A 22,108-nucleotide genomic window follows, 5' to 3' on the forward strand; every position below is an offset into this window, starting at 1 on the left:
TTTATCTTACCACGTCACATTTTCAAAAGAAAAACGTTAGCCCCCGTAAACGCTCGGTTTGAGCACACCGACATAAGGAAGGTTACGATATTTCTCTTCATAATCAAGACCGTAGCCGACAACGAATTCGTGTGGAATCACGAAACCACTATAGTCTGCTGATAAACCATTTTTACGGCCAGTCGGCTTATCGAGAAGCGTGACAATCTTCACAGACTTCGCTTTACGGTATTTAAGAAGATCGACGAGGTAACCAAGCGTCAATCCACTATCAATAATATCTTCTACAATCAAGATGTCGCGTCCTTCTACAGATGTATTTAAATCTTTCTCGATTTTCACTTCACCTGTCGAAGAAGTTCCTCCATGATACGTCGACACGTCCATGAAATCCATCTCTAAATGGATATCCATTTCTTTGACGAGGTCCGACATGAATGGCATCGCGCCTTTCAATACACATACGAGAAGCGGGAACTCTTCTTTATAGTCTTCGCTCAATGTTCCAGCGAGTTCTTTCACCTTTTCTTGAATCTCTTCACGTGAGATTAAAATTTTCTCCATATCGTTCATTAATGACATCTTGAAATCCTCCTCTTTCTGTTTCGACACAATCATCATTTTACCATTAATCGTAGGCAAATCGCATCCGACTTGTCTAGAAATTCTGAAACTCTTACCCCAACAATCGCGAGAATTCGTCCCGAGGCGTCCTCAAGCAACGGGAGCGTCGGTCGAATGGTTCGCTCAACCTTTTCATCGATTAGGATGCGGGATACTTTTTTTGTCCCCACGTTCAACTGCATTCGATCTCCAGGTGCGAGCGAACGAATTGTCAGCGGATAAGTGATTTCCTTTAGCGGAATACCTTCTCGTCCTTCTTCGATGGACAACGAAACCGTACGCTTTCCAAATTGAACGACGGCCGGTAACGACTCGACCTGAACGGGGTGAAGTGATGCTTCTGTCGAACGTTGTACAAGATTAAGTACCCTCTTCTGCTTCATCATGAACCACTCACCTGACAGGTGATAGGTTCCGGTGTCCTTTTGACTCATGCTTAACTTTTCGACCGCCTCACCGACCTCTACCCCATAGCGACGGGACAGCAAGCGAGCGACCGTATACCGCTCAAGTGAGGATAAGCGATTAAACTCATCAAGTTTCACATGAAACGCTTTCATTTCAAGATCCACATTTTCTTCAATCCATCGCCCACATGACTGGTAACGCATGTCCCATTCAGCGTATGCCTGTTTCGCCGTATCGTATACATCGTCAACGACTGTCGGCCACAGTTGTTTCAGCCTCGGGATGATTTCGTGACGGATCCGATTCCGTAAATAGGTCACTTCCTGATTGGTGGCATCTTCCCTCCAGGCAAGTTCGTTTTTCCGAGCATACTCGATGAGTTGCACCTTTGTTTCTCTTAATAAAGGACGGATCAACGTCCCACGCCCGAACGTTCTTCTCTCGGGAATTCCTTTCACTTCGATTACGTTTCGGTGAAGTTGAATGAGAACCGTCTCCAACACATCATCCGCATGATGAGCCGTGGCCAGTGTATCGTATCCATGTTCATTCATGACGTCTTCAAAAAAGCGGTAGCGGGCCTTACGGTAATGAGCCTGTGATGCTCCTTCTTGAAAATGGAGACGCGTCCCATGAAACGCGACTTGGTAGGATGCCGCTACGTGTGCGACGAACGTGTACTCTTCATCTGATGCTTCTCGTAAACCGTGATGGACGTGCGCCACCGCCACATCCCATCCTTGCTTGACGAGACGGTCCAATAAGACAATGGAATCGACTCCACCCGACACAGCGACGAGTACCTTTTTCATGAATTCCCTCCTTGATATAACAAAAGAAGCCATCTCGATTGAGATGGCTTCTTTACGCTTAGGTTAAGTGACCCGTACGGGATTCGAACCCGTGTTACCGCCGTGAAAGGGCGGTGTCTTAACCGCTTGACCAACGGGCCTAAATAAAATGGTAGCGGCGGAGGGAGTCGAACCCACGACCTCACGGGTATGAACCGTACGCTCTAGCCAGCTGAGCTACACCGCCATGTTATTGTTGTGTCCTAAGCACATTTTCTATAATAACCAGTCACCATTCGAGTGTCAATTCTTTTTTTATATTTTTTTAAGAAAAAAATCGTGTATAGTGTCGTCTTCCCCACTATACACGATTTTGTATCGTATTTACATCATGCTTCTGATGCGACTTGACGATATTTTTTCTTCCATGCGATCCGGAAGTACGCCCATAGTAATGCAAAACATCCGGCAGCCACAAACACTAAATAGGTTGTCGCCGTCTGCAAGTACTGCGCACCATCTGCCGATAGAATTTCTTTATATCCGGCAACCGTATACGTCATTGGAAGCAAGGCATTGAATGGTTGCAATGCTCTTGGAATCAATTCAAGCGGGAACGTCCCGGCTGACGTCGTCAATTGTAAAATCAACAAGACGATCGCCACGAAACGTCCAGGGTTTCCGAGTGTTGTCACGAGCAACTGTACGATAAAGAGGAACGTGATGCTCGTCAACCAGCTGAAACCGAAGAATTTCAATGGTTCGCTCACTTCAAGACCGAGCAGTTGCACCATAGCCACATCGAGAATCAAGGCTTGCAAGAATCCGACGACCATGAGGACACCAGATTTCGACAATACCCACGATAGACTACGTTTCGGGCGCCCTGCTGGATCGTATAATGGATAAACGATCGAGAGAAGGAGTGCCCCAACGAAAAGTCCGAGTGACATAAAGTACGGAGCAAATCCAGTACCGTAGTTTGGCACCTCGTGAATCGAGTTGTCGACGAGCGACACTGGACCGGCCATCATCTCGACGTTGTCATCTGTTAGACCGATGTCTGCGTCTTTCGCACCTTTTACCAAGGCGTCACGAAGTTCATCGCTACCTGATGCGAGCTCTTTCATTCCGTCAGCGAGTTCACCGCTACCGTCTGAAAGTTCTTGTCCACCATTCGCGAGCTGATTCGCGCCATCCGTTAGCTTGCTCGTTCCGGCTCCGGCACCCTTCGCACCTTCGGCCAGTTCACGGCTTCCTGACTGCAGCTTTTGACCACCGTCCGCTAATTGATTCGCACCATTCACCAATTCATTCGTACCGGTGCTTGCGCTCTTCGCTCCATCCGCAAGCTTTTCGCTACCCTCAGACAACTGTCCAGTCGCGTCTACAAGCTTGTCACTTCCAGCGGCGAGCTCAGTTGTCCCATCTTGAAGTTGTGTCGCGCCTTGATTGAGCTTCGCACTCGCTGACACAAGTTCTTGGGAACGATCGGCCGCCGTTTGCGTACCTTGCTCGATTTGACTTGAACCACTTGCCAATGCGTTCGCACCTTCGGCCAATTTCGTTTGACCGGTACTCAATTCAGAAAGTCCAGTCGATAGTTTGTCTGCACCTGTACCTGCCTGATCAAGACCTGCGCCAAGTGCGACCTGTCCTTCTTTCACTTTTGTCGCGCCAGCGGATAGTTGATCAAACCCGGCCGCCGTCTCTTGCTTCCCTTCGCTCAGTTGTGCCGCAATGGCTTGAAGCATTTCAGGTGATGCCGATTGACCCGACTCAGCGAGCGCTGTCAATTGTCCAATCAACTCATCTTGTTTCGCAGTCAATTCAGACTTCATTTGTCCGATTCCATTGACCACGTCTGTTTGACCCGCAACAAGTGCCGCGTTTCCGTCCTTCGCCTGAGTCAACGCTCCTGAGAGTTTTGTGGCACCATCCTGTAATGCAGATGCCCCCTCTTTCGAGCGCTCGATGCCGGCAGCAAGGTCTTGAACACCTTGGTTCAACGTCTTCGCACCTGTGTGCAGCTCATCTAGTTTAGATGCGAACGCTCCTGTTCCGTCAACGAGTTGGCTCGTCCCGCCTTGTAAGGCAGAAGCGCCCTCGCTGACACGATGGACCCCGTCCGAAAGTGAGGCTGAGCCCTCGTATACTTGTTGACTGCCATCCGCGAGTGCAGATGAGCCATCGGCCAATTGCGAAACACCATCACGTAATTGACTTGCTCCATTCGCCAGTTCCCGTTGTTTCGAAGCGAGAAGCTTCGTCCCATCCGCGAGTTCTGATGAACCATCGGCCAACTGAGTCATCCCATCGTTTAATTGGCTTGCTCCATCCGCGAGCTCACGTTGTTTCGAAGCGAGAAGCTTCGTCCCGTCCGCCAACTTGACGGCACCGTCTTTTGCTGACGTTGAGCCGTCCGCAAGTGTCGCTGCACCATCTGCGGCCTCACCAAGTCCGTCTGCCACATCATTCAATCCGTCTTTCAACGCACTGACATACTGTTTCGAGACTTCGGTCGACAGTTCCGCTTTGACTTGTTCCATCGCGGAACCACCGATTTGTGCGGCTAAGAAGTTATACGATTCATTTGCGATATACTTCAGTTCGAGTTGCTCCGGATGTTCATCTAAAGCAGTCGTCGCTTTTTCTGAAAAGTTTTCTGGAATCTCGATCGCCATGTAGTAGTCATGGTCTTTCAGTCCAGATTCCGCTTCTTTCTTCGTCGTTTCGACGAACTCGAACGCCTCCGAATCCAGCAGCTTATCAATGAGGTCATCTCCAATTGCAAGCGACTCCCCTTCAAACGTTGCCCCTTTGTCTTCATTGACGATGGCGACCGGCAAATCTTTCATCTGTCCATACGGATCCCAAAAAGCCCATAAGAACATACCGGCGTACATTAACGGTACGAGTGCGACCGCAAGAATCGGAACCAACACACGTGGGTTCTTGAAGATACTTCGCCACTCCGCCGTCCACAGTTTCCATCCATTCATTTTTCTCTCCACCTTCACTTATAAAACATAACTATTTTTTCATGTTCCCTATTTTGCTCCCTTCCTCGAAAAAAAGCAACTCTTTTAGTTATTTTTTATAATTTTTTTAAACAGAAAAAAAGCCATGAACGAAAATGTTCATGGCTCGTCTCATTACAAGACCTCTATGGTTACGAGTAGAAGCTAATTGGTATACGAAGGATTACCCGCGCTTGGCTCCGCGTCCACCGCGTTTTGAGTCTGTTTGACGTTTCAACGTCGAAAGACGCTCGTCGCTATCTTTCAAGAACTTACTCATCAATGTATCAAATGTTTCTGGTTCACGACGTTGTTCACGACGACCGCCACCACGTGGGCCGCCACCGCGTGGACCGCCGCCACCGCGTGGACCACCTTGACCTGGGCCACCTGGACGTGGGCCACGAGAGAAACGCTCACCAGCTGGACGCTCAGGACGCTCAGGACGTTCGCTTACAGGACGGTCGACTGCTTTCTTGATGGACAACCCGATTTTCCCATCATTTTCGACGTTCAACACTTTTACCGTGACTTCTTGACCGACTGTCAACACTTCGTTAATGTCTTTGACGTAAGAGTCTGCCACTTCACTGATGTGTACTAATCCTGTCTTGCCATTTGGGAGCTCGACGAACGCTCCGAAATGCGTAATCCCTGTAACCTTACCTTGTACCTTGCTTCCTACTTCAATTGACATAAAATAATGTACTCCTTTTTTGATTGATTCTTTCTAATTATACGAGTCGTTTCCCTAACGGTCAACGAACCGACTTATTCCTCTGGCGAGAAGTAGAAAATAATCTCTCCATCTTTAGAGAAAAGCAGTTCGTTTCGTGCTAAGTTCGCGATATAATCTTCATCCTGTAACCGTTCCACTTGCTCTTTCAACTCATCCTGTTCGGCCTGCTGTTCACGCAACTCCACTTTTGCTTGTGCGTAGGCTTGTTGCTGGTCCGATACGTACCCTACTTTCGAGAAGTAACTCTGTCCAATCAACACCATGACAAATAAAAACAGGAGAGAGGCTGCCGCCAAACGACGTCGAAGATGAACTCGTCGGCGATGTGTATCTTTTTCTAGCTGTTCTCTACGCTCATCTAGCGCTCGAATGCGTCGTTGTCGATCCATCGGATTACGTCCGTTCATCGCCTCATCCCCCTCCTCTTAATACATTAAGTATACTTTTTTTTATGAGTTGATACTACCGTCCATCTTCTCTTCTTTAAGTAAACGATACATTTCTTTCGCATCTTCTTTACGTGCATGTTCTGCGATTGAATCGATGACGACCGTGACGAGTTTATTTCCGAAGCGAATTTGTAACTCATCTCCGACTTTGACTTCTGTGCTCGCCTTCGCGACTTGCCCATTCAGTTGAATTCGTCCTTGGTCCGCCACTTCTTTTGCCAACGTACGACGCTTGATTAGACGTGACACTTTTAAAAACTTATCTAGTCTCATAAACCTTTCTCCTTTGCCTCGTTCCAAAGCGCATCCATCTGTTCGAGTGTCATCTGGTGAAGGTCACCGTTCGCTTCCACATACTCGAATCGACGTTTGAACTTTCGGTTCGTCTGTTCTAATGCTTGCTCGGCATTCAGCCCAACGTATCGCGCGATGTTCACGATGGAGAACAATACGTCCCCAAGTTCCGATTCATCACTTAGGTCTTCATGCCATTCTTTTAACTCTTCTTCCAGTTTTTCGAAGGCACCGGATACGTCATCCCACTCAAATCCGACGTGAGCCGCTTTCTTTTGAAGTTGCTCCGCTCGCATCAATGAAGGTTGGTCGACGAGAACACCATCGAGTTGCGATTGTTTCTTTTCCCCTTTTTCCGTCTGTTTAATCGCATTCCAGTTTTTCACCACGTCAGAGGCATCTTCGACGGTGACATCGCCAAAGACGTGTGGATGGCGGCGCACCATCTTCTCACTGATGGAACCGATTACGTCACGAATATCGAAATAGCCCTCATCTTCTCCGATTTGAGCATGCAACATCACTTGGAGCAAGACGTCACCGAGTTCTTCGATGATGGCATCATCGTCTTCTGCATTGATTGCTTCAATCAACTCATACGCCTCTTCTAATAGGTACTTGCGAAGTGACGCATGCGTCTGTTTACGATCCCACGGGCACCCGTCTGGTCCTCGAAGCGTTGCGATGATTTGTTTGAGTGTCGCAAAATCCTTCGCCAAATACGATTCATCCACGAGCGGTGGAACGTAGAGGGTCGTCAAGTTATTCACTTCCGCCATCCGGTCCATTTCGAATAACGGAATGTGCTCAATCCGTTCTTGCGTCGTACCGGCAGCCGTCACAAGGGTGACGGGATGGTCGTCCGGATACCGTTCCATCAATTGCACTTTGACGTCACCCGCCACGAATCCATCGTACACTTGCCCGATAAGCACATGTTGGGTCACCTGCAAACGTTCAAGGTCGAGTGCGGTCGCATCGAGCAGTTGAAATCCATTGATTGGGTCGATCCGGAGCGCCTGGAACATGGCATCGAGGAAACTTTGACCACCGAGTACATGAAGGTCGGCACCGCGTTCCACCAATAGTTCGACGGTCCGTTCCGCTACGAACGGGTGGCCCGGTACGGCGTATGTGATCGCCATTTCTTCACTTTTACTCAACAACGTCTCGACAATTTGGTCATAAACTTCTTCAAACGTATCACTCGATTCATAGACCGAATCAAATGATTCGAACACGAGTCCTTCCGCTTCTAACTCTTGAACGACAGGATGTTCTTTTGTGCGCAACCAGACGAGCGGTTGTTGTTTTAAATGGCGGTACACACCGAGCGGCAATTGATTCAACTCACCAGACCCGAGTCCGACCACCGTGATTGTATAACCCATATTAGTTCTCCTTTTTCTCGAGCACATCGAGCAGACGACTTCCGAACGGGATCAGTTCCCATTCCGCAAGTGACAGCATTCGCGTACTCCATAATCTCCATATATAAAGGACGGCACCGCTACACACCATTCCGATTAACCAACCGAACGCAGTGATTCGCGAATCGACCCACATCTGACCTAGCCAGTTTAACACGCCAATGAGGAACAGCATCGGTACGAGGGCTTTCCATAGCGATTTATAATGTTTCGATCGAAATGATCCGAGCGGAATCGAACGGTCAAGCGCCCGAAAATTATAGAATGCCATCGCTAAAAATCCAATCGACGTCCCGATTGCCGCGCCTTCGATTCCGTATCTCGGGACAAGCCATGCGTTTACCATACTTTTCACTAAAATTGCGACGACCATACTTCGTGCCGCGACCCACTCTCGGTCAATCGCCTGCAAACAAGTCATACTCGCAATCGCCAAGGAGGCAGCAAACGTACTCGTCGCTAAGAAGACAAGGGCTCGCGTCCCGGACTCGTCTTCAAACAAGGCCACGTTCAAGAAAAACATGACTCCCATCAACCCGATGGTCGCTGCACCAGCAATCGCCGTCGTCACACGAATCATTGAACGGAGTCCCTGTGTCGTCTTTTGGAGATGCCCTGCCCGATAGTGACGGACGAGCGTCGGCACGTTGGCCATCCCGATGGTCGTGGTGAACAAAATGGCGAATTGCACGAGCGGATATCCTCGATCGAACACTCCTTTGCTCACCTTCGCCTCATATGTGCCACCCATCAAATTGACGATGGTGAAGGAGTCGACCAGTTGCATCCATAAAATCCCGAGTGATGCGAATCCGACCGCGAAACCCGTCGTCAACAAGAGTTTCATTCCTCTCCGAAACGTGACGCGGCGCACCCTCACAATCCGCACTCCTCGTGCGCGATAAACTAAAAAGGCAATCGCCACAAGCCCACCGATGAGCGTCGCACCATACGCATATTGACTGAGCGTATATGCATCTTTTCCGAGACGGACCCCAATCCATAATAGGGACAGCATGACCGTCACGCGGACAAAGTTCTCGAGCACTTGCGACCATGCGCTCGGTCGTAAGTCATCTCTCGATTGAAAAGCCCCGCGCAACACGGCTGACGCCGGCATGAGTAAATAACTCAAACTGATCACGCGAAGTGCAGGAGCTAGCTGCTCATCTCCAAGCCATTTCGCTAGGGTCGGGGCAAACAGCCATACCGTGACGACAAGCATGGACGAGAGTAGAAGTAAGGCGTAAAAGCTTCCCCATAAGACTTCTAACTTACGATTCGTCCCTTTCGCACCGACGCCGATTTTCGCAATGACGACCGGCATCGCATAAATGCCGAGTGACGCCACGATGGCCGCGAACGGATAGACGGTTTGATAGGCATAAAGTCCGAAGTCCCCCGCCAAGTTTTGATAGGGGACACGATAGGCGAAGCTGATCAGTTTCGATACGTAGCCGGCAAGGGCGAACAGAACGACGCCTTGCGCAAACTTACTTGGCGACCGCATCGCCCACCAACCGCTTCATCAGTTCTTCTAATACAGTATCGGCATCATTCAAGAGCTCTGTTAGCGGCATCCGACCGCTGAGTGACAGTTTCAAGGCGCCGTCTTCTTGCCCTACGCCAAGCTTACGACCAAGAGGCATCGACCACTCCATGAAGGACGGGACATCCAGAGCCGTCGTCGATTCTTTCGATAAGACAATTTCGATACGTCCTGGCGTCTGCTTGATTCGACTCACTTTTGCCAGTTCTCCATAAATACGCAGACGTGTCAATTGAATGAGCAACGCGACCGGTTCCGGGAATTCGCCAAATCGTTCAATCAGTTCATCTTGAAGGGCGAACAACGCGTTCGGCGTATCTACATATTTGAAGCGTTTGTACATCTCAATCTTCAATTCGCTATCTGACAAGTAGTCATCAGGGATATACGCATCGGCCTGGAAAGTGATCTCCGGTTTGAAGACGACTTGTTTCGCTTGTCCACGCATGCGGTCTTTCCGTTCCTCAATGGCTTCAGAGAGCATTTGTGAGTACAGATCGAAACCGACCGAATCGATGAATCCAGACTGTTGTGCACCGAGTAAGTTCCCGGCCCCACGAATCGACAAGTCGCGCATCGCAATCTTAAAACCACTGCCGAGCTCTGTGAACTCTTTGATGGCCTGAAGACGACTTTCTGCCACTTCCGTCAAGCGCTTGTCTTTCCGATACGTAAAGTACGCATAGGCGATGCGATTCGAACGTCCGACACGACCTCGGAGTTGGTAGAGCTGGGACAGTCCCATTTTGTCGGCATCGTGGACGATGAGGGTGTTGACGTTTGGAATGTCGATTCCCGTCTCGATGATTGTCGTTGAGACTAAAATATCCGCCTCGCCCTCTAGGAAGCTGATTAACTGGCTCTCGAGCTCACTTTCAGTCATACGTCCATGGGCCGTAGCAATTCGTGCATCCGGCAATAAGGCCCGGATCTCTTCCGCTTTCCGTTCGATCCCTTCGACACGGTTATAGAGGAAGAACGCCTGTCCTCCGCGAGCGAGTTCACGTTCGAGCGCTTCACGCAAGACGATGCCGTCGTATTCCATGACGTATGTTTGGACAGGATAACGATTCTCTGGCGGTGTCTCCAATACGGACAAGTCACGGATTCCGATCATCGACATATGCAATGTCCGTGGAATCGGTGTCGCCGTCAACGTGAGGACGTCGATGTTCGTCTTCAACTGTTTCAGACGCTCTTTATGTTTGACGCCGAACCGTTGTTCTTCATCGATGATGACGAGACCGAGGTTGGCGAACGTCACGTCTTTGGACAACACGCGGTGTGTCCCGACGACGATGTCAATGGTACCTTCTTTCAAACCTTTCTTCGTCGCCGTCATTTCACTCTTCGAACGGAAACGACTCATGACCGATACGTTGATCGGGAATTCGCTGAACCGCTCGAGCATCGTTTCATAATGCTGTTGGGCGAGGACGGTCGTCGGGACAAGAAAGGCCACTTGTTTACCGGCGAGTACGGCTTTGAACGCCGCCCGAATTGCCACTTCCGTTTTCCCGTATCCGACATCTCCACACAAAAGGCGATCCATCGGACGGGAGCGTTCCATATCCGCCTTGATTTCTGCAATCGAACGGACCTGGTCTTCTGTCTCGGCGTACGGGAAAGAGGATTCGAACTGACCCATTTCTTCATCGTCCGGAGGGAACGCGAAACCGACCGAGGCCTCTCGTGCCGCGTACAATTTAATGAGCTCATCAGCAATGTCTTCAACCGATTTGGCAACTTTCGATTTTACTTTCTTCCACTCGGTGCCGCCGAGTTTATAAATCTTTGGCTCTTTTCCTTCGGCACCGACATATTTTTGGACGAGATCGATTTGGTCGACCGGCACGTAGAGGGCGTCGTCCCCTGCATAGACGAGGTGCAGGTAATCCTGATGGATTCCACCGACCTCGATTGTTTTAATGCCAAGGTACTTCCCGATTCCGTGGTGCACGTGGACGACATAATCGTTCGGTTTCAGCTCTTGGTAACTCTTGATTCGTTCGGCGTTCGTCAAATTCTTCGTCTGACGTTTTCGTTTCGTCACACGCTTGAACAACTCTTCTTCCGATATGACAACGAGACGGCTCGTCGACAGTTCGAATCCCCCTTCGATTTGACCGATGATGACCGAGACACGTCTCGGTTCTAACTCTCCATCGACATTGGTGAAGGTCGAGGCGATTCCATAGTCGGAAAGAAGCGCTTCAATCTTATCTGCACACGACTTATCCCCCGCAAGTACGACAATTCGTTGATCACCTTGCTGCCATCGTTCGACTTCCTGCTTCAATAGATGCATCTGACCGTGGAACGCCGGTAGCGGACGACAGCTCAAATGGACCGTATCGCTCTCCGGAATGCCCGAACGACGAGACGGAAGCAAGGAGAACGCGACTTGCTTCAAGTCGCGGAAGACTTTATGCATCGGGACGGCGAGCGTGTAATTGCTGACAGCCTCCCCTTTTTCGATAAGTGAGGAGAACCATTCCGCCTCTTCACGATCCTGTACGTCCGCAGCGTCCTCGATTCGTGCCACCTCATCTAAAATGAGGACGGCGTCTTTCCCAACGTAGTCAAGGAGTGTGGACGTATAGAGCAATGGCGAATACTTCCCAACTTTCTCCGGAAGGTCTCCACGCTCAAGCCGCTCGATGTCTGTCATGACTCCTTCTTCAAGGGCTTGACGGATCACTTCATTCCCAATCAACTCGACGGTTCGGTCGTACTGCTTCCGAAGCGTACCGCCCGCCTGCTTCAGCTGATTCTCCGTTGCGATGAACTCGGTCGCAGGCGTAATGCACACTTCCCCCACTACACCAAGCGAGCGTTGCGTTTCCGCGTCAAACGTGAAAATGGAGTCAATCTCGGTGTCGAACAGGTCGATTCGATATGGGCGCGCTTCTGTAAGCGGATAAACATCTAGAATACTCCCTCGTACGGAAAATTCACCAGGTGTCGTCACCGTTGCCGTTCGTTCATAGCCCATGCCCGTCAATTGTTTCGAAAAATCCGCTAAATCGAGGTCACTTCCTGGCTTCAACATGATGCGACTGTCTTGCCACGCTTCCGGACTTGGTACATAGCGTCGTAATCCACCAAGCGGCACGACAACAACGCCTCCTGTTTGGTCGAGGAGACGAGTACGGGCATCAATTCGGGCGGCTAACAGTTCCGGACTAGACGTCAGTGACAGTTCACCTGCTAGCGTCTCATCGATCGGATACAACAACGTTTTGTCCGGACCGATGAGTGATTCAAGTTGATCGAACATCTTTTGGGCTTGATACATGTTATGCGTCACGACAATAAGACGTCTCGAGGACGATTTCACGAGTCCAGCCAAGACGAGCGCTTTTGCGCTTGTCGTCAAACCCGTCACCAATTGACGGTCTACTTTTTGGAGTCGCTCTCGAATCACATTCGTTTCAGGGAGCGCCACCATAAATCTCTCTAAAGCATTCATTTGTTTTCCTCCAACTCATACGACAAAAAAGGGTACAATGACCCTTTAGTTGTATCGATTCATCAGCGCCAGCCAATCTATATCCACAAAATCAGTGGCTGCGGTTACGGCGTTGTCGAGTGTTTCATTTAATTCTGGTAACTCGTCTTTACGATAGTTCATCAACACCCAGTCGACGACTTTAATCGGGTGTGGGGGACGACCGATTCCGAGCTTCAATCGTTTAAATTCAGCCGTTCCCAAGTGTTGAATGAGAGATTTAATCCCATTATGACCACCCGCGCTCCCTTTCGGACGGAAACGAAGTTTGCCAGGCACCATATCCAAATCGTCATAAATGACTAATAAATCATCAATTTCAATTTTATAATAATCTAAAATGGGACGGACGGCTTCACCCGACAAGTTCATATACGTGAGTGGTTTGACAAGTACAACGCGTTCACCATTGATTCTTCCCGTTCCCATAAGGGCATTAAACTTCGCTTCATTCAGCGAGATGCCATGCTTTTCGGCAAGACGGTCAATTGCTAAAAAACCGACATTGTGCCGCGTCATCTCAAACTTTTTCCCGGGATTCCCAAGACCGACGATGCATTTCATATCATTTCCTCCTGAACAAAAAAGCCCAAAGGCGAATGCCTCCGGGCCTCGTTTTTTAATCGAATAGGGTACTGACCGATTTATGCTCGTGTACGCGCATAATCGCTTCCCCAAGCAAATGGGCGACCGACATTTGCTTGATCTTGCTCGAGCAAGGACGACCCGTCAAATCGATGGTATTTAAGACGACCAACTCTTTGATTGATGAATTGTCGATACGTTCCATCGCTGGACCAGAAAGGACTGGGTGTGTACAAGACGCATACACTTCTTTCGCACCCGCTTCGACGATAGCATCTGCCGCAAGTGTGATCGTTCCAGCTGTATCGATGATGTCGTCGATCAAAATCGCCGTTTTCCCTTCGACACTGCCGACGATATTCATGACTTCAGCGACGTTCGCTTTCGGACGACGCTTGTCAATGATAGCAATCGGCGCTTTCAAACGTTCTGCCAATTTACGTGCACGTGTCACGCCACCGTGGTCTGGAGAAACGACCACGATATCTTTCGCTTGAAACTCTTCTGTTTCAAAGTAAGTCGAGATGAGCGGTACACCAAGTAATTGGTCAACCGGAATATTGAAGAATCCTTGAATTTGCGCTGCATGCAAATCCATCGTGATGACGCGTGTCGCACCCGCTACTGTAAGAAGGTCAGCGACAAGTTTCGCCGTGATCGGTTCACGCGAGCGTGCTTTACGGTCTTGACGTGCGTACCCATAATACGGCATCACGATGTTGATCGTACGGACAGAAGCACGTTTGAGTGCATCGATCATGACGAGCAATTCCATGAGCGTTTCGTTTACAGGCGAGCTTGTTGATTGGATGACATACACATCATCTCCACGAACACTTTCCTCGATGTTGATATAGAGTTCACCGTCGCTGAAACGTTTGACTTGGCAATCGCTGAGCGGGACACCAATTTCTTTCGCGATTTCTTCAGCAAGCGGGCGGTTCGAGTTTAAGCTAAATAGACGAATTTCTCGTTCGTATACAGTAGACATGTTTAGGATTCTCCTCCGTTGTTTTCCATAATGATTGGCAGCAAGTTATCGTTTTGTGTAGCCTTCTTTATTCGTTTGGCGTTCGCGTGCAATCGCTAGCGCCTCTTCTGGTACATCACTCGTAATCGTCGATCCAGCAGCGACAATCGCGCCTTTCCCGACTTTTACAGGGGCAATCAAGTTGACGTTACAGCCAACGAATGCATCGTCTTCCACGACTGTCTCGAACTTGTTCTTGCCGTCATAGTTTACTGTGATTGATCCACAGCCTAAGTTGACGCGCTCACCGATTGACGCATCCCCGATATAGCTCAAGTGTGACGCTTTCGCACCGTCACCGAACGTCGATTTTTTAATCTCTACAAAGTTGCCGACGCGCGTGTTCGCACCGAGGACAGCTTGTTGACGTAAGTGAGCGAACGGTCCGACTTGAGCCGCCTCACCGATTCGGCTATCAGTCACGACAGACTGGCGTACAACGGCATGGTCTTCAATCACACTGTTGCGGATGTCCGAGTTTGGTCCGATGACACATTCTGAGCCAATCGTCGTCTTGCCAAGAATGACCGTTCCCGGATAAATGACCGTATCCGATCCGATGACCACGTCTGGTGAAATGTACGTCGATGCCGGGTCCATGAAGGTAACCCCTTCACGCATGAGACGCTCATTTGTCCGCTTGCGCATGATGGCTTCTGCTTGCGACAAGGCGACGCGGTCATTGACCCCAATCGTCTCATCAAACGTCGGTGCTGTATGCGCCGCAACCACTTCGCCCGCTTCTTTTGCGATTGAAATGACGTCAGGTAAGTAATATTCGCCCTGTGCATTGTTGTTACCGACTTGTTTGAGCGCATCGAACAACAATTCGTTATCGAATACGTACGTCCCTGTGTTGATTTCATTGATGGCAAGTTCTGCTTCTGAAGCATCTTTATGTTCCACGACTTTCGTCACATTCCCATCTTCACCACGAACGACTCGACCATATCCGGTCGCATCGTCAGCAATCGCAGTCAACACCGTGACTTTTGCTTGTTGCGCTTCGTGATGCGCGAGAAGGGCTTCTAACGTTTCTGCCGTGAGTAACGGTGTATCTCCACAGACGACAAGCGTCGCCCCTGATTTACCCGCAAGTTCTGCTTCAGCCATCTGAACAGCATGTCCTGTTCCAAGCTGCTCTTCCTGGACCGCATACTCTACCCGTGTGCCGAGCGTGTCTTGTACCGCTTCCGCCCCATGGCCAACGATTACGATTTGACGACTGACACCGATTTGGTCTAACTGATCGACAACATGTTCGACCATTGGTTTCCCTAGAACCGGATGAAGTACTTTATATAACTTCGACTTCATTCGCGTCCCTTTTCCTGCTGCCAAAATGACTGCAAAACGCTCCATGCTTGATTCGCTCCTATCTCACAACAGCTGTGATTGGTCTGTATAGTTCGGCTTTTCTGCAACTAAATCCTATTTACACCGTTTCTACTATATCGAAACCATGCCTTCGTTTCAATAGTTGTACCGTTCCTTAACCATTGAAACGCAAAAAAACAGCGGTAGGCAACCTAACCGCTGTTTTCTGTCATTCATGTGTACCGTATGACACATGTTGTGGGTCAAGGATTTCCACATCCATATTGGAATAGGTTTCCAATACAGCCGCTTCGACCTTTTGTCGCATCTCCCCGTTAATCGGATGCGCAATGTCCCGAAAAATCCCTTCTGGTGTCCGTTTGCTCGGCATGGCGACAAATAGACCGCTACTTCCTTCGATGATTCGAAGATCGTGTACAACGAATTCATGGTCAAGTGTGATTGAGGCCAACGCTTTCATTCTGCCTTCTGTCGCGACTTTGCGAATTTTTACGTCTGTGATCTGCATGTTTCGCATCCCCTTTTTCATCGTTGTCTACGCCATGGTGTGGTCTTCTGTAAGGTTCAGTTGGTTTCAAACGAACGTCATGACTCCATATTGATAACTCTATACCCTCTAATCATAAAACGAAATCAAAATTTTGCCAATCACTTTAAGAATTGTTCCACATTCCCCCGCGAAATGGTGACAAGCCCTTCATCAGGATCGACATTCGTCAATTTCATCAAGCTGACGTATTCACTCACCATCTTTTTCTCGGCCCCTTCGGCCTCCATCAAGACACCGACACCCGCAAGATTGGCTTCAAATTCATTCAAGAGGCTCATCATCCCACGAATCGTCCCGCCAGCCTTCATGAAATCATCAATCAAAAGCACATTCGCACCACGTGGCAGACTGCGACGTGCAAGCGCCATCGTACGAATCGCTTTCGATGAACCTGATACATAGTTGATGCTGACCGTCGAACCTTCTGTGACACGGCTATCTGAACGCACAATCACAAACGGAACGCCCAACTGTTCAGCGACCGCATAGGCAAGGGGAATCCCTTTCGTCGCAATCGTCATGACGACATCGACTTTCCGGTCAGCGAAGACGGACGCAAAAACCTGCCCCATCGGTTTCACTTGGCTTGGATTACCTAGTACATCTGTGAGGTAGAGATAGCCTCCTGGTAAGAGACGCTCCGGTTTTGATAGTTGCTCACAGAGCGTATCAATCATCTCCAGCGATTTTTCTTTACTCCATCCTGGGATAAACATGACACCACCGGCTGCACCAGGGACAGTGACCAGTTTTCCGATCCCATCATGGGACAACATTTCACTGACAATGACAAGGTCTTCGCTAATCGACGACTTTGCAGCTTTATAGCGACTTGAAAACATCGACAACGAGACAAGCTGATGCGGATGATCAAGTAAATAACGGGTCATATCGACGAGACGACCACTTCTACGAATTTTCATACGGATTCTCCTTCACATCTTCAATAATAAACGAATGTTCTATTGAAAATATATCACTTTCATTCGTTTTTGTTCAATGTCTTTTGCCGAGAATCCGAACGACGAACACTTCTGGGCAAAATCCTTTCAATCCATTATAGATTCGATGCGCTTTTTGCTCATGTTCGATCAGCGCAAACACGGTCGGTCCGCTTCCACTCATGAGAACACCTTCCGCTCCGCAATGACGCATCGTTTCTTTGATTTGTTTCACTTCCGGGTGAAGCTTAAGTGTCACACTCTCAAGTGAGTTACCAAGGTGTTCACAGATTCCATGGAAATCTTTTTGACGAATCGCCTCCACCATGGCCTCGGTATCAGGGTGATGCACCTCTTCCATACGCACTGCCCGATACACATCTGCCGTCGATACCCCGATTTTCGGTTTACCGAGAACGACATAGCACGGTGGCGGGGCCGGAATCATTTCTAACTGTTCACCACGACCACGGGCGATAGCTGTTCCGCCGATGACACAAAATGAGACGTCCGATCCAATCTCGGCACCGAGCTCTGCTAGCTCCTCTAACGACAAGTTCAATGAAAACAGTTCGTTCATCCCACGGAGCGTTGCCGCCGCATCACTCGAGCCACCTGCAAGGCCAGCTGCCACGGGAATCTGTTTATCGAGCACAATCTCGACCCCTTGCTGAATGTTAAAACGCTCGCGCAACAATTCTGCTGCTCGATACGCCAAATTCCGATGATCATTCGGCACATAGGCGTGTTCTGATTGAATCCGAATCTCATCCGACTCTAAAACTGTCAACTCCAAGCGATCTGCTAAGTCGACTGTCGTCATTACCATTTCTACTTCATGATAGCCGTCCGGACGCTTTCCAAGGACATCAAGTGTCAAATTAATTTTTGCCGGCGCTTTCACACTGATCGTGCGCATCACGTTCACCCTTCCCATTTGTCTCCTGTTCGCCATTGTACCGTAAACGGGCGCACAAAAAAAGAAGCAGCTGCCAATGCATCCGCCCCTCATTTATAAATCAATTACCGAATTCAATTTTAACTGTATCCGTTAGGACATCAGCGTAGCTATACGAGACACGTTCCACATTATGCAGGTCTTCATCCAATTTCACAACGAACACCGCAGGATATGTCTCAACGAGCGTTCCAAACCGAGTAACAACTTTCTTACGACCGCCGTTTGCTTTCAACGTCAATCGTTCACCAACATGCGATTCGAGTTTTTGTCTGATTTCTTGTAACGTCTTTGGCATACGCTTCACCTCACTGTTACAAGTATAGCATAATTGAATATGAAAATAAAGATTAATATTATAACGACTCGTTTTCAGGTCGTCAACTATTTTTAAGTGGTAAAATTGTGTCAGACAAACGTGCGAATTCTTCTAGGCTTAACGTCTCTCCACGACGTTTCGGATCGATTCCAGCCTCGTGAAGCGAACGTTCGAGTTCGACCTTATGTTCTTTCCCGATATAGTTTGTCAAATTGTTCAGGATGGTTTTACGGCGCTGAGCGAAGCTTGCTCGGGCCACATCAAAGAAAAATGCTTCGTCTTTCACTTGTACGGCCGGTTCTTTGCGCATCCGTAGTGTAATGACGGCCGAATCGACGTTCGGCGCTGGGATGAACACGTTTTTCGGCACGATGAAACTGACTTCTGCTTCCGCATAATACTGAATCGCAATCGATAGCGAACCGTATGCTTTCGTGCCTGGTTTTGCTCCAATCCGTTCTGCCACTTCTTTTTGAATCATCATGACGAGCGAGCGGAATTTAACGCCGCTCTCAAGCAAACGCATGATGATTGGTGTCGTGACGTAGTAAGGTAAGTTGGCGACAACCGAAATATCTTCAATACCTTCGTTTAAAAATTCTTGCTCTACGATTTCCCGTAAGTTCAGTTCCAATGCATCTCCATGGATGACTTTCACATGCGGATAAGGCGACATCGTATCATCTAAAATCGGCAAAAGACGTTGGTCGATTTCAAGCGCAACGACTTTTTTGGCACGCTTGGCCGATTGTTCGGTCAATGAGCCGATTCCGGGACCGATTTCAAGGACACCGCTCGCTTCACTCAGTTTTGCTGCTCCGACAATTTTACTCAAGATGTTCAAATCGATTAAAAAGTTTTGACCGAGCGATTTTTTGAATGAAAACCCATGTCGCTCTAAAATCGCTTTCGTTCGTTGGATTGTTGCAATGTCTTTCAACCCTGTTCCTCCTCTAATTGAGCAAGTGCCTGCTCCCACTCTTCAATCGTGACGCCGAGCGCCTCGACCCGTTTTACAAATTGTTTGGCATTCGGCTCACCGATTCGAAGCAACACCCCGAGTCGCTTCCGACGCATCGCGGCCGCTGCTCCACCGATTAAATCCGCCTCCAACACCATTTTCCGTGTGACGATTGGTTGGTCCGTTTCGACACGCGGTTCAAACACTGCTCCTAAGACACGGCGAAGTGACTCCGGACTCGCATGTTCCACACCGATTTTCCCACGCTTGTCCTTCGCCTCGGCCCGAGGCAAGTGTGCGTGCTTACATCCTTTGACGCGCTCCTCGACAATCGCCCGAATACGATCTCCTGGATAATCTGGGTCCGTCAAAATGATGACCCCGCGCTTCTCCTGAGCACGACGGATTCGTTCAATCGTCTGATCGGATACGGCAGACCCGTTCGTTTCAATCGTATCGACGTCGAACACTTCTTGAAGTCGCGCCGTGTCGTCACGCCCTTCTACGACGATAATTTCTTGTATTTTCTCACGCATTGTCTGATCCTTCTTTCTCTTCTTCCTGCTTTGGAATCACCCAGATGGTGAGTGGTTTACGACCAAACGTTACGGCCTCTTCCTTTTCATCCATCATGATATCGATTTTTTGCCCTTTGATTGCACTTCCTGTATCCAAGGCAATCGCCATACCGATACCCTCGACATATACACGGGTCCCGAGTGGAATGATGGCAGGGTCGACCGCAATGATGCGCATGCCTTCATACAAAATCGTGTCGGTTACATCATATCCGCTTCTTGTCAGCACGCGTCCGTCGTATGTTACCGTGTCTTCCGGGTTGTTCGTATAAGCGGTCGCTTCCACAAGCAATTGTTTCGCAGATGAAAAATCGAGTACGTCATCTGTTTTCGGCGGTTCGGCAATCTCGACTTCAGCTTCCGGAATGAATGGGCTCGATTCATCCGCGGTCGTTGACTCAGGCTCGGTTACCGGTTCCGTGACTTTCTTCGTTCCCACTTTGATAATCTGCGGCATCGTTTTACGCAATGTCTCGACATCTGTTTTCGTACGATTTGTAATTGTACCATTTTCCACAGTAAGTGCATACCTTGTCCGTTCAAGTCCAGGAACCCCGACCTGCACCATTTGCATCACACCTTCTTCGAGCGTATCATCCTCTTCCTCCACCACTTCAAACGGGATCAACTCACTCTCATATTGAACGACATCACGATTCGTATTGACCGTAATCGTCAATCCTTCTCGGATCGGCGTGGAAGGGGCCGGCATGACCGTATCACTTTCCGTCACATCGATGTTCTCTTCCATTAAGAGTTGCTCCACATCCGTAGCCATTGTATAAATCGTCAACGCCTCTTGACCGACAATGAGATTCACGGCCACGACCGGTTGATATCGAATCGTCATCCCATTCGTCACCGGTGTACGGACTGATGGATACACCGTATCTCCGTCTCGTACCGTGACTCCGTATCGCAGTAAGACATCCTCTACAGTCCGCTCGCGCGTCTGCACCGTCTCCGTTTGACCGTAGCCAATCTGAAGTGAGACCTCGTGTGAACGCTCAATCCGGATTAGACGGTCGTCTGGTACATCTTCACTGAGCGCCGGTGTGACATAATCTGATTCATCTAGTGTGATATTTAACTCTTCGAGCACCTCGAGAACCGAGTCGGCTCGTGTCTCATGCTCGATCACCACACCGTCATCGACGATTCGAATCGATTCAGGTTGTAACATCACGTACGCCACAGAAGCCGTCGCAATAATACCGATACTCGCTAATACACGCTTGATCATGGGAGTCGGAACAACTTCTTCGCGTTGACTGTCGTAGCAGCAGCGAGTTCATCGTACGGCATATCGCGAAGAGTGGCGATTTCTTCGGCTACATATTTGACGTATGCTGGTTCGTTACGTTTTCCACGGAACGGTGTCGGGGTCAAGTACGGGCAGTCCGTCTCGACAAGCAGACGATCAAGCGGTACTTCTTGCGCCACCAACTTCGGAACTTTCGCATTTTTGAACGTGACCGGTCCTCCTAACGAAATATAGAAGTTCAAGTCTAGGCATCGAGGCAAAAGTTCGACGGACATGCTGTAACTATGGAACACACCGCCGACTTCTTCAGCATGCTCTTCTTCTAAAATATCAAGGACATCTGCCGTTGCTTCTCGGTTATGAATGACAATTGGCATATTCGTTCGCTTGGCAATGGCGATCTGTTGACGGAAGAGGCGCTGTTGCACGTCTTTCGGTGATTTGTCCCAATGATAATCGAGACCGATTTCACCGAGTGCCATGACTTTCGGATGACTCATGAGTGTTTCGATTCGTGCTAAATCCGCATCCGTACAGTCAATCGCATCGACAGGATGCCATCCGACAATGGCATAAATATCTTCATGCGTTTCTGCCAGTTCAATGGCTCGATCGATGGTCGGTGTATCAAATCCAACGACGAGTAGCGGAGAAACGCCCGCTTCTCTCGCTCGCTCAATCGTCTCCTCCACGTCTTCACTGAACTGTTCCGCATTGATGTGCGTATGTGTATCAATTAACATCTTGTTTCCTCCTTAGAAAAAGAGAG

At 49.1% G+C, this 22,108-nt stretch carries 20 protein-coding genes and 2 tRNA genes; all 22 read right to left on the reverse strand.

All coding sequences use genetic code 11. The features are described from left to right. Positions 1–36: 36 nt before the first annotated feature. Positions 37–582 carry a hypoxanthine phosphoribosyltransferase gene (gene hpt / locus KOG47_RS14315; RefSeq protein ID WP_012727721.1) on the reverse strand — a complete coding sequence of 182 codons (546 nt, stop codon included), beginning with the start codon at positions 580–582 and terminating at the stop codon, positions 37–39. Between the two features lie 35 nt (positions 583–617). Further along, the gene (gene tilS / locus KOG47_RS14320) at positions 618–1,844 is read right to left on the reverse strand and encodes a tRNA lysidine(34) synthetase TilS (RefSeq protein ID WP_214691689.1); all 1,227 of its coding nucleotides are present in this window, start codon (positions 1,842–1,844) and stop codon (positions 618–620) included. 68 nt (positions 1,845–1,912) lie between these two features. Then, positions 1,913–1,984, reverse strand: a tRNA-Glu gene (locus KOG47_RS14325). A 9-nt stretch (positions 1,985–1,993) separates the two neighbouring features. Next, a tRNA-Met gene (locus KOG47_RS14330) sits at positions 1,994–2,070 on the reverse strand. Between the two features lie 142 nt (positions 2,071–2,212). Further along, positions 2,213–4,825 (reverse strand): YhgE/Pip domain-containing protein, encoded by a 2,613-nt coding sequence (locus KOG47_RS14335; RefSeq protein WP_159563168.1) that lies wholly within the window; start codon positions 4,823–4,825, stop codon positions 2,213–2,215. 202 nt (positions 4,826–5,027) lie between these two features. Then, positions 5,028–5,540 (reverse strand): S1 domain-containing RNA-binding protein, encoded by a 513-nt coding sequence (locus KOG47_RS14340; RefSeq protein WP_012727724.1) that lies wholly within the window; start codon positions 5,538–5,540, stop codon positions 5,028–5,030. A gap of 74 nt (positions 5,541–5,614) precedes the next feature. Continuing rightward, positions 5,615–5,989, reverse strand: coding sequence for an FtsB family cell division protein (locus KOG47_RS14345; protein WP_012727725.1), 375 nt, complete (start codon positions 5,987–5,989; stop codon positions 5,615–5,617). Between the two features lie 42 nt (positions 5,990–6,031). Next, positions 6,032–6,304 (reverse strand): RNA-binding S4 domain-containing protein, encoded by a 273-nt coding sequence (locus tag KOG47_RS14350; protein ID WP_012727726.1) that lies wholly within the window; start codon positions 6,302–6,304, stop codon positions 6,032–6,034. After that, entirely contained in the window at positions 6,301–7,716 is a 1,416-nt protein-coding gene (gene yabN, locus KOG47_RS14355) for a bifunctional methyltransferase/pyrophosphohydrolase YabN (protein WP_214691686.1), read from the reverse strand. Before yabN ends, KOG47_RS14350 begins: the two co-directional genes overlap by 4 nt. Before the next feature lies 1 nt (position 7,717). Beyond that, positions 7,718–9,265 carry a polysaccharide biosynthesis protein gene (locus KOG47_RS14360; protein WP_215244436.1) on the reverse strand — a complete coding sequence of 516 codons (1,548 nt, stop codon included), beginning with the start codon at positions 9,263–9,265 and terminating at the stop codon, positions 7,718–7,720. Continuing rightward, complete coding sequence (gene mfd / locus KOG47_RS14365; protein WP_215244437.1) at positions 9,249–12,776, reverse strand: transcription-repair coupling factor; 3,528 nt, start codon at positions 12,774–12,776, stop codon at positions 9,249–9,251. The genes KOG47_RS14360 and mfd overlap by 17 nt, the downstream gene beginning before the upstream one ends. Positions 12,777–12,821: 45 nt before the next feature. Next, the gene (pth, locus tag KOG47_RS14370) at positions 12,822–13,379 is read right to left on the reverse strand and encodes an aminoacyl-tRNA hydrolase (protein WP_214691684.1); all 558 of its coding nucleotides are present in this window, start codon (positions 13,377–13,379) and stop codon (positions 12,822–12,824) included. 55 nt (positions 13,380–13,434) lie between these two features. Next, on the reverse strand, positions 13,435–14,391 hold the full coding sequence (locus KOG47_RS14375; RefSeq protein ID WP_012727731.1) for a ribose-phosphate diphosphokinase: 957 nt from the start codon (positions 14,389–14,391) through the stop codon (positions 13,435–13,437). Between the two features lie 45 nt (positions 14,392–14,436). Then, entirely contained in the window at positions 14,437–15,792 is a 1,356-nt protein-coding gene (gene glmU, locus KOG47_RS14380) for a bifunctional UDP-N-acetylglucosamine diphosphorylase/glucosamine-1-phosphate N-acetyltransferase GlmU (RefSeq protein WP_012727732.1), read from the reverse strand. A gap of 184 nt (positions 15,793–15,976) precedes the next feature. Continuing rightward, entirely contained in the window at positions 15,977–16,276 is a 300-nt protein-coding gene (gene spoVG / locus KOG47_RS14385) for a septation regulator SpoVG (RefSeq protein ID WP_012727733.1), read from the reverse strand. Positions 16,277–16,416: 140 nt separating this feature from the next. Then, entirely contained in the window at positions 16,417–17,241 is an 825-nt protein-coding gene (purR, locus tag KOG47_RS14390; protein WP_012727734.1) for a pur operon repressor, read from the reverse strand. Between the two features lie 73 nt (positions 17,242–17,314). After that, positions 17,315–18,178 carry a 4-(cytidine 5'-diphospho)-2-C-methyl-D-erythritol kinase gene (gene ispE / locus KOG47_RS14395; protein WP_196430277.1) on the reverse strand — a complete coding sequence of 288 codons (864 nt, stop codon included), beginning with the start codon at positions 18,176–18,178 and terminating at the stop codon, positions 17,315–17,317. Positions 18,179–18,278: 100 nt separating this feature from the next. Further along, positions 18,279–18,515: a Veg family protein gene (locus tag KOG47_RS14400; protein WP_012727736.1), complete on the reverse strand. Its 237-nt coding sequence runs from the start codon at positions 18,513–18,515 to the stop codon at positions 18,279–18,281. Between the two features lie 82 nt (positions 18,516–18,597). Further along, complete coding sequence (gene rsmA / locus KOG47_RS14405) at positions 18,598–19,476, reverse strand: 16S rRNA (adenine(1518)-N(6)/adenine(1519)-N(6))-dimethyltransferase RsmA (protein ID WP_215244438.1); 879 nt, start codon at positions 19,474–19,476, stop codon at positions 18,598–18,600. Beyond that, a complete protein-coding gene (rnmV, locus tag KOG47_RS14410; RefSeq protein WP_214691683.1) occupies positions 19,473–20,033 on the reverse strand; it encodes a ribonuclease M5 in 561 nt (186 codons plus the stop codon). The genes rsmA and rnmV overlap by 4 nt, the downstream gene beginning before the upstream one ends. Then, entirely contained in the window at positions 20,026–21,318 is a 1,293-nt protein-coding gene (locus tag KOG47_RS14415) for a 3D domain-containing protein (protein WP_215244439.1), read from the reverse strand. Before KOG47_RS14415 ends, rnmV begins: the two co-directional genes overlap by 8 nt. Continuing rightward, positions 21,315–22,082 (reverse strand): TatD family hydrolase, encoded by a 768-nt coding sequence (locus tag KOG47_RS14420; protein WP_215244440.1) that lies wholly within the window; start codon positions 22,080–22,082, stop codon positions 21,315–21,317. Before KOG47_RS14420 ends, KOG47_RS14415 begins: the two co-directional genes overlap by 4 nt. Positions 22,083–22,108: the final 26 nt, after the last annotated feature.

The sequence above is a fragment of the Exiguobacterium sp. s121 genome (genome assembly GCF_018617245.1).
Classification (GTDB): Bacteria; Bacillota; Bacilli; order Exiguobacteriales; family Exiguobacteriaceae; genus Exiguobacterium; species Exiguobacterium profundum.